Source organism: Campylobacter gastrosuis (assembly GCF_030249845.1).
Taxonomy (GTDB): Bacteria; Campylobacterota; Campylobacteria; order Campylobacterales; family Campylobacteraceae; genus Campylobacter_A; species Campylobacter_A gastrosuis.
The window spans coordinates 1-12,646 of the sequence record NZ_JANURM010000020.1 but is presented as its reverse complement, the minus strand read 5'-3'; the positions used below and the strand labels follow the sequence as shown (position 1 = coordinate 12,646).

19 protein-coding genes and 1 pseudogene are annotated in these 12,646 nt (G+C 38.7%); 4 read left to right on the top strand and 16 right to left on the bottom strand.

What is annotated here, in order from left to right:
* Positions 1–3 precede the first annotated feature (3 nt).
* The 15 genes and pseudogenes from rpmC to NYG85_RS10280 form a co-directional block, all read right to left on the bottom strand.
* A complete protein-coding gene (gene rpmC, locus NYG85_RS10350; RefSeq protein ID WP_284938497.1) occupies positions 4–189 on the bottom strand; it encodes a 50S ribosomal protein L29 in 186 nt (61 codons plus the stop codon).
* Positions 176–601 carry a 50S ribosomal protein L16 gene (gene rplP / locus NYG85_RS10345; RefSeq protein WP_034969998.1) on the bottom strand — a complete coding sequence of 142 codons (426 nt, stop codon included), beginning with the start codon at positions 599–601 and terminating at the stop codon, positions 176–178. Before rplP ends, rpmC begins: the two co-directional genes overlap by 14 nt.
* 2 nt (positions 602–603) lie before the next feature.
* Entirely contained in the window at positions 604–1,305 is a 702-nt protein-coding gene (gene rpsC, locus NYG85_RS10340; protein ID WP_169753127.1) for a 30S ribosomal protein S3, read from the bottom strand.
* Between the two features lies 1 nt (position 1,306).
* Entirely contained in the window at positions 1,307–1,636 is a 330-nt protein-coding gene (gene rplV / locus NYG85_RS10335) for a 50S ribosomal protein L22 (protein ID WP_034969992.1), read from the bottom strand.
* Between the two features lie 10 nt (positions 1,637–1,646).
* Entirely contained in the window at positions 1,647–1,928 is a 282-nt protein-coding gene (rpsS, locus tag NYG85_RS10330) for a 30S ribosomal protein S19 (RefSeq protein ID WP_034969989.1), read from the bottom strand.
* Positions 1,929–1,930: 2 nt separating this feature from the next.
* Positions 1,931–2,764: a 50S ribosomal protein L2 gene (rplB, locus tag NYG85_RS10325; RefSeq protein WP_284938495.1), complete on the bottom strand. Its 834-nt coding sequence runs from the start codon at positions 2,762–2,764 to the stop codon at positions 1,931–1,933.
* 1 nt (position 2,765) lies between these two features.
* Complete coding sequence (locus NYG85_RS10320; RefSeq protein WP_284938493.1) at positions 2,766–3,047, bottom strand: 50S ribosomal protein L23; 282 nt, start codon at positions 3,045–3,047, stop codon at positions 2,766–2,768.
* A 1-nt stretch (position 3,048) separates the two neighbouring features.
* On the bottom strand, positions 3,049–3,663 hold the full coding sequence (gene rplD / locus NYG85_RS10315; RefSeq protein ID WP_034969982.1) for a 50S ribosomal protein L4: 615 nt from the start codon (positions 3,661–3,663) through the stop codon (positions 3,049–3,051).
* Positions 3,660–4,238 (bottom strand): 50S ribosomal protein L3, encoded by a 579-nt coding sequence (rplC, locus tag NYG85_RS10310; protein WP_034969981.1) that lies wholly within the window; start codon positions 4,236–4,238, stop codon positions 3,660–3,662. The genes rplD and rplC overlap by 4 nt, the downstream gene beginning before the upstream one ends.
* A 10-nt stretch (positions 4,239–4,248) precedes the next feature.
* The gene (rpsJ, locus tag NYG85_RS10305) at positions 4,249–4,557 is read right to left on the bottom strand and encodes a 30S ribosomal protein S10 (protein ID WP_034969979.1); all 309 of its coding nucleotides are present in this window, start codon (positions 4,555–4,557) and stop codon (positions 4,249–4,251) included.
* Positions 4,558–4,793: 236 nt separating this feature from the next.
* Positions 4,794–5,423: pseudogene (locus NYG85_RS10300) on the bottom strand (ribonuclease D); the annotation flags it as partial.
* Between the two features lie 17 nt (positions 5,424–5,440).
* Positions 5,441–5,614: a hypothetical protein gene (locus NYG85_RS10295; RefSeq protein WP_284938491.1), complete on the bottom strand. Its 174-nt coding sequence runs from the start codon at positions 5,612–5,614 to the stop codon at positions 5,441–5,443.
* 70 nt (positions 5,615–5,684) lie between these two features.
* Complete coding sequence (locus tag NYG85_RS10290) at positions 5,685–6,410, bottom strand: hypothetical protein (protein ID WP_284938490.1); 726 nt, start codon at positions 6,408–6,410, stop codon at positions 5,685–5,687.
* Positions 6,411–6,572: 162 nt separating this feature from the next.
* A complete protein-coding gene (locus tag NYG85_RS10285; protein ID WP_284938489.1) occupies positions 6,573–7,619 on the bottom strand; it encodes a hypothetical protein in 1,047 nt (348 codons plus the stop codon).
* Positions 7,620–7,841: a hypothetical protein gene (locus NYG85_RS10280; protein ID WP_284938488.1), complete on the bottom strand. Its 222-nt coding sequence runs from the start codon at positions 7,839–7,841 to the stop codon at positions 7,620–7,622.
* Positions 7,842–8,022: 181 nt separating this feature from the next.
* Here NYG85_RS10280 and typA point away from each other — a divergent pair, with 181 nt between their 5' ends.
* The 4 genes from typA to NYG85_RS10260 all read left to right on the top strand — a co-directional run bounded on the left by typA (position 8,023) and on the right by NYG85_RS10260 (position 11,493).
* A complete protein-coding gene (typA, locus tag NYG85_RS10275) occupies positions 8,023–9,831 on the top strand; it encodes a translational GTPase TypA (RefSeq protein WP_284938487.1) in 1,809 nt (602 codons plus the stop codon).
* A gap of 2 nt (positions 9,832–9,833) precedes the next feature.
* On the top strand, positions 9,834–10,268 hold the full coding sequence (locus tag NYG85_RS10270) for a hypothetical protein (RefSeq protein WP_284938486.1): 435 nt from the start codon (positions 9,834–9,836) through the stop codon (positions 10,266–10,268).
* Between the two features lie 65 nt (positions 10,269–10,333).
* Positions 10,334–10,777: a copper resistance protein CopD gene (locus NYG85_RS10265; protein ID WP_284938485.1), complete on the top strand. Its 444-nt coding sequence runs from the start codon at positions 10,334–10,336 to the stop codon at positions 10,775–10,777.
* On the top strand, positions 10,777–11,493 hold the full coding sequence (locus tag NYG85_RS10260; RefSeq protein WP_284938483.1) for a DUF5131 family protein: 717 nt from the start codon (positions 10,777–10,779) through the stop codon (positions 11,491–11,493). Before NYG85_RS10265 ends, NYG85_RS10260 begins: the two co-directional genes overlap by 1 nt.
* A 500-nt stretch (positions 11,494–11,993) precedes the next feature.
* On the opposite strand, the gene NYG85_RS10255 is transcribed toward NYG85_RS10260, so the two are convergent.
* On the bottom strand, positions 11,994–12,646 hold a 653-nt coding region (locus tag NYG85_RS10255; protein ID WP_349252810.1), incomplete at its 5' end, for a S24 family peptidase.

Below are 12,646 nucleotides of genomic sequence, written 5' to 3'. Positions count from 1 at the left end.
CCCTTACTTTGTCGCACTAATTGCAGTATTGATTTGTGCTATCTCTTTTTTGACAGCACCTATCTCATTAGGGTTGCTTAACTGCATAGTTTTTAGCTTTTGCTTTAATGTAAATAAAAGCACCTTTTTCTCTTTAAGCATAGCGTTTAGTTCTGCAACGCTTTTATCTTTTAACTCAGTATATTTCATTTTCACTCTCTCGCGTTACAAATTTTGTCTTAAATGGCAATTTATGCATAGCTAGTGTAAGTGCTTCTTTTGCAAGCTCTTCGCTAACACCTGCTAATTCATAAATAATGCGGCCTGGCTTAATATTCATTACCCACTCTTCAACACCTGCTTTACCCTTACCCATACGAGTTTGAAGTGGCTTTTTAGTTAGTGGTTTATCAGGGAAAACCCTAATCCAAATTTTAGCCTGTCTTTTAACGTGACGTGTAAGAGCTTGACGAGCAGCCTCTATCTGACGTGAATTTACACGACCAGCTTCAACAGCTTTTAGTGCAAATTCGCCTGTTGATAGGTTTGTGCCACGAGTTGCATAGCCGCGATTACGGCCCTTCATTTGCTTACGAAATTTCGTTCTTTTAGGCATCAACATAACTATTTACCTCTTCTTGCTCTACGTGGTTTTCTCTCGCTTTTTTCTTCTTCGTTACGCTCTGGTTGAACGCCCTTTTGAAGAACTTCGCCTTTAAAGATCCACACTTTTATGCCTATATTGCCATAAGTTGTGTGTGCCTCTGCAAAACCATAATCAATTTTTGCTCTAAGTGTGTGAAGTGGCACGCGACCTTCAAGATACCATTCAGTTCTTGCCATCTCAGCACCACCCAAACGTCCTGCAACAGAAATTTTAATACCTTTTGCACCTGACTTTTGAGCACCTTGAATAACTTTTTTCATCGCACGGCGGAAAGCAACACGGCGTTCAAGTTGCATAGCAACGTTTTCAGCTGCAAGTTGAGCTGACGCTTGTGCTTTTCTCTCTTCTTTGATGTTTATATTTACTTCTTTGCCGATTAGTTTTGCTACGTCATTTTTTAGCACTTCAACATCAGAGCCTTTTTTGCCGATGATGATACCAGGACGAGCAGCAACAACGGTTACACGAAGTTTTTTCGCCGTTCTTTCAATTAAAATTTGTGAAATTCCAGCATAGTAAAGTTTTTTCTTTAAATATGCACGAATTTTGTAATCTTCGCCAATGTTTTCAGCCAAGTTTGATTTAGCAGGAAACCATCTTGACTCCCAGTTGCGGTTAATACCAAGTCTAAGACCTATCGGATTTACTTTTTGTCCCATATTATGCTTCCTTGTTTGCTTTTGATACTTCTACCAATATATGAGAAGTTGGTTTGCGAATTCTGCTCGCACTGCCTCTCGCTCTTGGTCTAAATCTTTTTAACACAGGGCCTGCATCAACACGGCAACTAGTAACCACAACCTCTTCTGGCTCAAAACCGCCATTTGCAACAGCTGAGCTGATAGCGTTAGCGATAAATTTTGCACCACGATTTGGCATAAACTGCAAACTTGCAAGAGCAAGCTCAGCATTCATACCTTGAACTTCACGTGCTATAAGTCTAGCTTTTGTAGGTGAAAGTCTAACAAATTTTGTAATTGATCTACTCATAACCTACCCCTTACTTACCTATTTTCTTTTGCACTGAGCCTTTGTGACCCTTAAATGTGCGTGTTGGAGCAAATTCGCCAAGCTTGTAGCCTATGTGATTTTCTGTGATATACACAGGTATAAAGCTCTTGCCATTATGAACGTTAAATGTAAGTCCAATCATCTCAGGCACTATTGTGCTTCGTCTTGACCAAGTTTTGATTGGCTTGTTGTCATTTGCCTTTTTAGCGGCATCAACTTTTTTCATAACGTGATCATCTACGAAAGGACCTTTTTTGAGTGATCTTGCCATCTCTATTTTCCTTTCCTTCTTGAAATTATAAGCTTATCGCTTGCTTTTTTACGGCGAGTTTTTGCACCTTTTGTTGGTTTGCCCCACGGAGTTACTGGATGGCGACCTGAGTTTTTCTTGCCCTCACCACCGCCGTGTGGGTGATCAACTGGGTTCATAGCAGAACCACGAGTTTGTGGGCGGATACCTCTGTGGCGGTTACGACCAGCTTTACCGATAGTTACGTTTGCCCAATCTTCGTTGCCAACAACACCGATACTTGCCATACATTCAGCCAAAATTTGTCTCATCTCACCACTTGGCATACGAACGATGACGTATTTTTCTTCTTTACCCATTAGCTGAGCATAGCCACCAGCTGAACGAGCTATTTGAGCGCCTTTGCCCGGTTTAAGCTCTATGTTATGAACTATTGTTCCTACTGGGATATAGCGTAGTTTCATAGCGTTGCCCGGTTTAATGTCAAGCGCGCCGTTTTCTGCACTAGCGATAATATCACCTACATTTAATCCGCTTGGCTTAATGATATAGCGTTTTTCGCCGTCTTTGTAAGCAATAAGTGCGATACGGCAGTTTCTGTTTGGATCATACTCAATCGCTTCAACTTTACCTTCAACATCAAATTTGCGACGTTTAAAGTCAATAATACGATAAAGCTTCTTAGCACCACCCTCTTTATGTCTTGAAGTGATGCGACCATTGTTATTTCTACCGCCAGTTGCTGGAAGTTTTACAAGAAGGCTTCTAACGCTTGGTTTAGCTGTGATATCTTCACTGCTTAGACCAGTAATATATCTACGGCTTGGGGTATATGGTTTATATGATTTTATAGCCATCTTATGCCTCCGTGTTTTCTAGGGTTACACCCTCTGGTAGCTTAACGTAAAATTTCTTTACATCATCTCTAACGCCAACTCTGCCTCTAAAACGCTTAACTTTGCCGTCCATTCTTAGTGAATTTATGCGAAGTGGCGTTACACCAAAATACTCTTTTAGCACCTCTTTTAAACCATTTTTGGTAACTTTTGGTGAAGTTTGGATAACAACTACACCTTGTTCTTGAAGGCCAAGAGTTTTTTCTGTATATATAATCGTTCTGATATCTGTAATATCTGCCATTTTAGCCCTCTTTTGTTATAGTTTGAAGTGCTGCTTTTTCAATTATAACTGCACTATAAGTTGATACCAAATAAGCATTTACTTCACTAGCATCAACAACATAGCTATTTGCTAAATTTCTAAATGCAAGTAGAGTTTTGTCATCAAGCAAATCTTTAACAACTAAAACATCTCTCACATTTAAAGCTTTGATGATTTTAGCTGCGTCTTTTGTCTTGCCACTCTCAACCGCTATGCTATCAACTGCAAATAGTTTATTAGCCGCTGCTTTTTCATTTAGTGCAAATTCAAGAGCAAGTCTTTTTTGCTTTTTATTTACCTTTTGGAAGTAGTTTTTCTCATTTGTAGGACCAAATGCTACTGCACCGCCAACCCATACGTTTGTTCTAGTTGAACCAGCACGAGCACCACCGCGACCTTTTTGTCTCCAAGGCTTCTTACCTCCACCGCTTACAAATGCACGGCTCTTTGTGTGAGCTGAATTTGCACGCATAGAAGCTAGGTAAGATTTTACATAAAGGTAAAGATTGTGTGGATTTACTTCTGCATAACTTGCTGGAAGTTCTAGCTCACTAGCTTTTTCAAATTTATCATTTAATACACAAATTTTACTCATTTTACAATCCTTATTCTGCCCATTGCACCATTAAATCCCGGCACACAACCTTTTACAACGATAATGCCATTTTCTGCATCAAAGCTTACTAGCTCGTTTTTAACGGTTACTTTCTCGTTGCCCATATGTCCTGCCATTTTCATACCTGGCTGAACACGACCTGGCCACTCGCGGTTACCGATTGAGCCGTGGCGTTTATGAAAACGTGAACCGTGGCTAGCTGGACCACCTGCAAATCCGTGTCTTTTTACAACACCTTGATAGCCTCTACCTTTTGAGTTAAAGCTAACTTTTAAAACCTTTGCTTCGCTTAATGCTGAAACATCAATAGCACCAGCCTCTTTGTTTGCAACTTGCAAAGTAGCAAATTTGTTAAATTCAGCAGTTAGATTGTATTTTTTTTGCTGACCTGCGATAGCTTTGTTGTTTGCTTTTGTATCAGCGTATGCTACGATAGCACGACCGCTCTCATCAACTTCGCAAACTTTTGTATCTACAAGTTTTAGTAGTGTTACTGGTATGCTTTGTGCAGCGATTGTTCTGCTCATACCGATTTTTTCTACGATGAATTCCATAACTTGCTCCTTACTTCATTGCACGAACTTCAACATTAACCTCAGGGGCTAAGTCAAGTTTTGTTAGGCTATCTACGGTTTCTGGAGTAGCTGCTACAATGTCAAGCATTCTAGCGTGAATTCTCATCTCAAACTGCTCACGTGAGTCTTTATTTACGTGTGGAGATTTTAAGACTGTGTAGCGTTTAATCTTCGTAGGCATTGGCACTGGACCACGAACGTCAGCACCAGTTCTTTTAACAGCTTCTACAATTGCTGCAACTGTGCGGTCTAGAACTCTATGGTCATAAGCTTTTAGCTTTAACCTGATTCTTTCCATATTTTTTCCTTTAAAAAGAACTTGTCGCAAACCCGCGACCCCTTTACATAGACAAATTTGCAGAGGATTTTTAAGCTTTTTGGCTTTTAATCTTGCAAACAGATATTAAATCTTTCGTAAAGAGAGTGCGATTTTACTAAAAAATCTCTAAATTTGCAAGAATTTGGGTGATTTTGATAAAAATTTATGGGATTTGTTTCCTTTTAAAAAAGAAAATATAGGGCGTATTTAAAAAACTATCTATTAAGCTCATTTTGTATTCGTTTTTTAAAATTTGCAAAAACAAACTCAACTCGGCGTGGAATTTTTAGCTCATTTACGCTAATTTTACCACCAATTAACCCCAAAATTTGCTTTTTTGAGATGATAAAATGCATAGGTATATCAGCACGTCTTGCTGCCTTGTCGGCTAAAATATAAATGGCTAGAAATTTCGCCCTATTTTTGGCGTTTAGCCCAGTGCCATTTGCGATTTGCTCAGGCGTTTTTTCGCTGGTTTTTTCTGGTGCGTTGGCTCTTATTATTTGTGAAATAATCGCGCCTTGCTTTTTTGTAAATTTTAACGCACTTAACATTTTATCTTTTAGCAAAAACAGGTGCAAAACGTCGTTTATAGCGTATTTTAGGGCTTCTGGCAAGATTGGTCTTTTTGTCCAGTCGTGCTTTTGAAATTTCTTTTTTACAGGGATTGTTATGCCTAAAAAGTGGCTTAATGCACCATTTAAACCGCCAAAAATTTCAAGTGTATGAGCTAAAATTCTAAGGTCAAAAACGCAGTTTAAATCAACGCCAAACTGCTTTAAAATCAGCCGTTTGTCAGAACTACTTTCATAAATAATTTTTAAATTTGGGCTTACAAAAAACGCCCTTAAAAGCTCATTACTTACATTAAAGCATCAATAACATAACAATTTTTACCATCAAAAATTTGCACCAAACACAAGAATTCGCCGTATTTATGGCGATTATACTCGCACTCAAAATCAACCGCTAAATCTTTGCCTACAATATCTTTAAGTAAATTTTCAAAATCTACATCATTATTAATAAATTTCAAATCTTGCATTTGATGATTATAACCAAAAGTTTCTTTTATGCTATATAAATTAATGTTTTAGAAATTTTAGCTATTTACTAATCTCATCAATCCAATCAAACAGCTCGTCTAAATCATAATCTCCGCCGTGTCCTTGCCCCCAAGGTGCGTAAAAATCAACGCTCTTGCCCTGCTCTTTTAGCCTGCTAGCTAAAATAAACGGCACCGCAATCGTCGTGTCGCTGTCCTTCACGCCGTGTCTAATCCGCCAAAATTTCACTGGCGTTTTAGCGATAAAATTCATCGGATTTAGCAGTTTTATCGTTAGCTCATCGGCGATTTTATCGCTATTTAAAAACTCACTTGAAAATTTTGTAAAGTGTTTTGCTTTTTCATCGCAAAAAAGCTCATTTTCGCCACTACTTAGCGTAAAGCTATCAAATGCTGGCACGCCCTTAATCCTACCGATATAGCCCACATATTCGCTCCAATTTAAGTCGCTTGCAACGCCATTTTTGATGACAAGCCACGAAAATTCATCTAAATTTTTACCATTTTTTAGCTCATCATTTGCCGATTTTAAGATTACACTTTTAAGCTCATTTTTAAAATTTTCATCATTAAAATTTATACTTTTTAGGTAGCTTCTAAACTGCTCTTTTCGCACGTTAAAACTAGTTGCATCTAAATTCTTAAAATCCATTTTTTCATAACCCTTTAACTCGCCAAAAGCCCACTCATACGCACTATCTGCGTGTTCTAAATTTGTAATCGGGCAGTAGCTACTTACGGCAAAAATTTCACACAAAAAACGCACGATTTGGACACCAAAACAGATAAAAACAATACTTCAAAACGCCACAAATGAGCTTAAAATTTTCCTATCTTAGGGCTTCACACGACTCGCCACGCATACACAAGCACACTGATGAATGGACTAATTTCACCGCAATTTTGGGTAGTGTTTAGTTTAGTAAAATTAAACCAGTTTATCAACTTTTAAGCTCTCCTCAAAGCTAATTTGCAATTCAGTAAGCAGACTTTGCATCACTTTGGTTTGTTCGTAATTTATATTTGCGTTATTATTTATCTCATCAAGACTTAGTGTTTGTGCTGTTTTTTCATCATCTGACTTTATCTCTGCCTGACTTAATGCACTTGGAAAAAATTTAGCCAAAGCCTCTATATCATCTTTATTTAGCCCAGCCTTTCCTAGCGTTTCAAGCTTTAATCTAGCCTGTAAAGCTTCAAGCATTTTTATCTCATCTTTATCGGTTGTTACCTCGCTAACCCTTAAATCCCTAGTATCAGCTAAGGCGGCTACGCTATTTCTTAGATATTCATCAGACTGAGAGTTGCTCATAATCTCATTTTGAGTTATTTTTTTATCTTGATTTTTATCAGCGCTTAAAGTTCGGTTTAGCTCAGCCTCAATCGTCTGACTTGTAAAACTAAATCCACTTGGAGCGTTAATAAGCGGACTAGCATAATCGCTCTTTGAAAAATAACTTGCCATTCCGATACTTTTTACGTCTAATACTTTTTGACCTACATTAATAGCTGCTGCAATTTCGCCAAAATATGAGTGTGTTTTTTCTTGTTCTTCTTTGTTTAGGCTACCATTGTTATTGCTATCGGCTGCTAAGTATCCTCTTTGATAGGCAATATCACCAAACCACCCAGATACAAAACTCTCTGCTTTGCCATTTAAAATCACACTTTTGCTATCCTTTTGATAGACGCCCTCGCTACCAAAAACACGCTTTAAAGTCTCTAAATTTTCATCGCTTAGCCCTATTTTTATGTAGCTTCCACTCACGCCATCTCTAAAAAATACATTGTTTTTAAACTCGCTGGTTCCGCTATTTACCTTTATATCGTGAGAGCTAGCAAGAGCTTCTACGCTCTTGCTTAGCTCGTTTAGCTGTGCCTTGTTAAATTTATTTGTTTTTACATCCAAGGCACTATATACGGACAAATTTTCTCTAACGCCACCAGTTCTAAAATCTGCCTTAGAGAAGTCCATTTAGCAACCCCATCTAGAATACGCACAAGGACGATTTATTAAAGATGAAGGTCTGTTATTGTTATATTGATAATTTTTAATCAATACTCCTCTCTGATTTATCATATTATTTAATGTATAAGCACCCGAATTATAAGGAACATAAACCCTATAAGAACTACTGGCATTTAGGCTAACAGCCAACACAACACTTAATGCAACTAATTTGAAAACTTTTAACATTTTTTCTCCTTTGAAGTAAATATTTCGTAAAATTATAACATATTTTGTTTAATTTTCAATAATTATTATTGATTTTATATTTAAAATTTTCAAATTGTTACATTTGGCAATTTTAGGGCTAAAATTTTTTTTAGCCTTTTTTAGCTATAATCTGCCCCTTACTAAAAACAAGGGATAAATTTTGGAAAATATACGAAATATTGCCGTTATCGCGCACGTTGATCACGGAAAGACTACATTAGTTGATGAGCTTTTAAAACAATCAGGCACATTTAACGAGCATCAAAGTGTCGGTGAGCGGGTAATGGATAGCAACGACATTGAGCGTGAGCGTGGGATTACAATCCTTTCAAAAAACACCGCAATTCGCTACAAAGATACAAAAATCAACATCATTGACACACCAGGACACGCCGATTTTGGTGGCGAGGTTGAGCGTGTGCTTAAAATGGTTGATGGCGTTTTGCTTCTTGTTGATGCGCAAGAGGGCGTTATGCCTCAAACAAAATTCGTCGTAAAAAAGGCGTTAAGCCTAGGACTTCGCCCTATCGTTGTCGTAAATAAGATTGACAAACCAGCTGGCGATCCAGAGCGTGTGATAAATGAGATTTTTGACCTATTTGTCGCACTTGACGCAAGTGATGAACAGCTAGAATTCCCAGTCGTCTATGCAGCTGCTAAAAATGGCTACGCTAAGCTAAATTTAGAAGATGAAAATGTGAATTTACAGCCACTTTTTGAAACCATTTTAGCCCACGTCCCACGCCCAAGTGGTAGTGATGAAAATCCGCTTCAACTTCAAGTTTTCACGCTTGATTATGATAACTATGTCGGCAAAATCGGCATTGCTAGAATTTTTAACGGCAAAATTTCAAAAAATCAAAACGTAACCCTAGCCAAGGCTGACGGCTCAAAAACAACTGGTAGAATTTCAAAACTAATCGGCTTTATGGGGTTAGAGCGCACCGATATAAACGAGGCAGGCACTGGCGATATCGTGGCGATTGCTGGATTTGAGGCGCTTGACGTTGGCGATAGCGTGGTAGATCCAAACAACCCTATGCCACTTGACCCACTTCACATTGAAGAGCCGACTTTAAGCGTCGTATTTAGCGTAAATGACGGGCCACTGGCTGGAACTGAGGGCAAACACGTAACCTCAAATAAGATTGATGAACGCCTTGCAAACGAGATGAAAACAAATATCGCAATGAGATATGAAAATATCGGCGAGGGCAAATTTAAAGTAAGCGGTCGTGGAGAGCTTCAAATTACGATCCTAGCTGAAAATATGCGTAGAGAGGGTTATGAATTTTTGCTAGGTCGTCCAGAAGTTATCGTTAAAGAGATTGACGGCGTTAGATGTGAGCCTTTTGAGCTTCTTGTCATTGACGCGCCAGATGATTGCACCGGCACGGTTATTGAAAAGCTTGGCAAGAGAAAGGCTGAAATGGTGAGTATGAACCCAACCGGCGATGGGCAAACTAGGATTGAGTTTGAGATCCCAGCGCGCGGGCTTATAGGATTTAGAAGCCAGTTTTTAACCGACACAAAGGGCGAGGGCGTGATGAACCACAGCTTTTTAGAATTTCGCCCACTAAGCGGCAGCGTGGAGCACCGCACAAACGGCTCACTTTGCAGTATGGAAAACGGCGTGGCACTTGCTTACTCGCTATTTAACCTGCAAGACAGGGGCGTGCTATTTATTGACCCACAAACAAAGGTCTATGTCGGTATGATTATTGGCGAACATAGCCGTCCAAACGACCTTGATGTAAATCCAATAAAAGGCAAAAACCTAACAAACGTCCGTGCTAGTGGTAGCGATGACGCCATTAAACTCGTGCCACCAAGAAAGCTAAATTTAGAAAGGGCGTTAGAGTGGATTGAAGATGATGAGCTTGTTGAGGTAACGCCTATAAATATTCGCGTTCGCAAACGCTATCTTGATCCGACACAACGCAAGAGAATGGCTAAACAAGTGGGCTAAAAATGGCGTTTAACTTCAAGCTTCACTGCCTTTCGGCGTTTCGTGAATTTTTGGTTTATCACCATAAATCGCTTGAATTTCGCGCCAAAGTCTTTGCGGCGATAATTGCTGCAAAGCTTGACCCTGATGATGATGATTTTGCCGTGCTTAGCGACATTGCAAGTGAAATTTACGAAGGCGATGTCACACGGCAAAATTTCTTAGTCAAAGCGACAAAAGAGTATGTCGCAAAGGTTAAGAAAAAGGATCATCTAACGCTTGACGCCCTGCTTTTAAGCATTGATAAGGAGATTAAGCAAAACAAACGCTACGCAAACAAGATTGATTTTGCGCACCTTAGGCGACTTATTAGTGGCTGCGATGAAGAGACGCTAATCCAGCAAAGGGTCTATGAATTTTTAATCTCTGAGGTTAAAACCCACCTACAAATTTCTTGATTTTTATCATTGATTAAAAAGAGTAAAAAACTCTAAAATACCAAAAATTTTTAAAAGGACTAAAAATGCAAGCGATCTATCCATACGCAAAGATTGTGCATATTTTTTGCGCGATTATCTTTGTTGGCTACCTATTTTTTGATGTCGTTATCTTTTCTCGGCTAAAAAACGTGCTAAAAGATGACTTTGAGCGTGTGAAAATGGCAATCACGTCAAGGGCGATTAAGATAATGCCAGTGTGCCTACTTTTGCTGTTTTTAAGCGGCGGTATGATGATTAGCACGTGGGTCGGGTCTAAAAACGGCGGATATTTTAGTACGCCGCTTCAAACGCTTTTGATGATAAAAGTGCTCCTAGCCTTAATCATATTAACTGGCGTAATTTACTCGCTTAGTTGCCGATTTTTAGGCAAAAAACCTGCAAATTTCGTCAAAGAAAATCTGCACGTCATCGCCCTAATCTTTGGCTTTTTCATCGTGCTTTTTGCAAAATTAATGTTTATCGTTTAATGCAAAATTTCGCCCACTCATCTTGGAATCCAAGCATCGGCTGTTCTAAGGTGAGCTCTGGCTGTCTAAACTGCTACGCCCAAAATATTGCAACTCGCCTACAAAGGCGTGGCAACGCCCTTTACAAAGATGGATTTTTGTTTAAAATTCTACCCGAACGCCTAAAAATCCCGCTAAAAACCAAAAAACCAACGCTATTTTTTGTAAATTCTATGAGCGATGTTTTTCACGAAAATATGCCATTTGAGTTTTTAGATGAAATTTTAAAGGTCATTTTTAAAACCCCAAATCATCAGTATCAAATGCTAACAAAACGCCCAAAAATAATGAGCGAATATTTTAAAAACCGCCAAATCCCAAAGAATTTATGGCTTGGCGTTACGATTGAGAGCTGGCACTTTGCTAACAGGATTGAAACGCTTAAAAATTTAGATGCATTTATCAGGTGGATTTCGTTTGAACCGCTACTTTCTAGCGTTAAGGGTATTGATTTAAGTGGCATTGGCTGGGCTTGTGTGGGCGGCGAGAGTGGTGCTAGGGCTAGGGGCGTTAGTCCAGTTTGGGTACGTGAAATTTTAAGCCAGTGCCGTAAAAGTGGCACATCGTTTTACTTTCGTGGTTGGGGCGATAGTGGCGTAGTTTGCGATGAGTTTGACGATTTAAAAGAGTATCCAAAAATTTTCACGCCAAAAACCTCGCTTTTTGATTTTTGCTAAACAGCGTTTTTATAAAATTTTAAATACCAAAACCAAAAACGCTAATTTTTGGGTTTATTAGCGTCACTTTTGGATTAAAATTTTAAAAACGCTAAACGTAAAGCCGACTTGTCGGCAATAAAAATCTGTGCAAAGCACAGCAACGATAGAGCGTCACCCTTGAAAAGTAAGCGAAAATCAAAATAATGTTGCGACATTGTTTTGATTGTTTGCGAGTTATGGTTAAGGAAGAAGTGCGACCCTACTTTGCTTTGCCATTTCTAGATTGTTTAACTTTTTAAAATAAAAATTTTCAAAAACGCTAGAACGTAAAGCCAACTTGTAAAGTTTCATAAGAATTCAAAGTGAGAAAAATTTAGCGATAAGTGCCTAAATATAGGGCTTAGAAGCTGTTTTATTCAAAATCAAAGTGGCGAAATTTTATTTTACATTACTTTACAAATACTTTACACTTTTTTACACCACCTTTTACAACCTTTTAAAAGCCGTTTAAATGGGCTTTAAATCACGCACCTCAGCACCTTGCCTACGATATAAACCTCTGTTTGATCATCTGGTCCTATCTCGTAGCTTTGATAGTCTTTATTGACGCTTTTTATGTAAAGAGTGCCATTTGGTGCCTTTTGTAGTAACTTCACCATAAAGCTACCGCAAAAATTAATAATATATAGCCCATCACCGCTAAACCTAGCCGTAACATCAGCGATGACCCAGCTATCAGGGTATAGCATAGGTATCATAGAGTAGCCATCTACTCGCATACAGCGGATGTTATTTGTGTTTTGCGGACGGACTTTAAAGAGCTTAGCAGAGAACGGCACGAGTATGTCGGTGTCGTAAATCTCAATGCCATCTACATCCACACTCTCGCCCGCTCCGACCTTTGAGCTAAGCTCTCTTATGTAAATCTGGTCGTTTTTGATTTGTTCTAGTTGTGACTTTTTAAGGCTTATTGGATTGGGAGACACATTGACGGACAAATTTTGGGATTGGGAGACACATTGACGGACATTTTTTTTATGATTGTCGGACACATTGGCGGACAAAAATTCATCTAAAAAATCTGATGGTGTTACATTAAAAGCCGATGATATTTTTTTTAAATTTTCATAGGTAAAATTTTCAACCGAACCAGCTTCGTATTTTTTAATCG

What these genes read in the sequence shown, in the direction of transcription:
- NYG85_RS10270 (WP_284938486.1), top strand. Translation starts at nt 9,834, where the DNA reads ATGGCGTTTAACTTCAAGCTTCACTGCCTTTCGGCGTTTCGTGAATTT.
- rpsC (WP_169753127.1), bottom strand. Translation starts at nt 1,305, where the DNA reads ATGGGACAAAAAGTAAATCCGATAGGTCTTAGACTTGGTATTAACCGC.
- rplV (WP_034969992.1), bottom strand. Translation starts at nt 1,636, where the DNA reads ATGAGTAGATCAATTACAAAATTTGTTAGACTTTCACCTACAAAAGCT.
- rplC (WP_034969981.1), bottom strand. Translation starts at nt 4,238, where the DNA reads ATGGAATTCATCGTAGAAAAAATCGGTATGAGCAGAACAATCGCTGCA.
- rplB (WP_284938495.1), bottom strand. Translation starts at nt 2,764, where the DNA reads ATGGCTATAAAATCATATAAACCATATACCCCAAGCCGTAGATATATT.
- NYG85_RS10260 (WP_284938483.1), top strand. Translation starts at nt 10,777, where the DNA reads ATGCAAAATTTCGCCCACTCATCTTGGAATCCAAGCATCGGCTGTTCT.
- rpsS (WP_034969989.1), bottom strand. Translation starts at nt 1,928, where the DNA reads ATGGCAAGATCACTCAAAAAAGGTCCTTTCGTAGATGATCACGTTATG.
- NYG85_RS10265 (WP_284938485.1), top strand. Translation starts at nt 10,334, where the DNA reads ATGCAAGCGATCTATCCATACGCAAAGATTGTGCATATTTTTTGCGCG.
- rplP (WP_034969998.1), bottom strand. Translation starts at nt 601, where the DNA reads ATGTTGATGCCTAAAAGAACGAAATTTCGTAAGCAAATGAAGGGCCGT.
- rpmC (WP_284938497.1), bottom strand. Translation starts at nt 189, where the DNA reads ATGAAATATACTGAGTTAAAAGATAAAAGCGTTGCAGAACTAAACGCT.
- NYG85_RS10320 (WP_284938493.1), bottom strand. Translation starts at nt 3,047, where the DNA reads ATGGCAGATATTACAGATATCAGAACGATTATATATACAGAAAAAACT.
- rpsJ (WP_034969979.1), bottom strand. Translation starts at nt 4,557, where the DNA reads ATGGAAAGAATCAGGTTAAAGCTAAAAGCTTATGACCATAGAGTTCTA.
- NYG85_RS10285 (WP_284938489.1), bottom strand. Translation starts at nt 7,619, where the DNA reads ATGGACTTCTCTAAGGCAGATTTTAGAACTGGTGGCGTTAGAGAAAAT.
- rplD (WP_034969982.1), bottom strand. Translation starts at nt 3,663, where the DNA reads ATGAGTAAAATTTGTGTATTAAATGATAAATTTGAAAAAGCTAGTGAG.
- NYG85_RS10280 (WP_284938488.1), bottom strand. Translation starts at nt 7,841, where the DNA reads ATGTTAAAAGTTTTCAAATTAGTTGCATTAAGTGTTGTGTTGGCTGTT.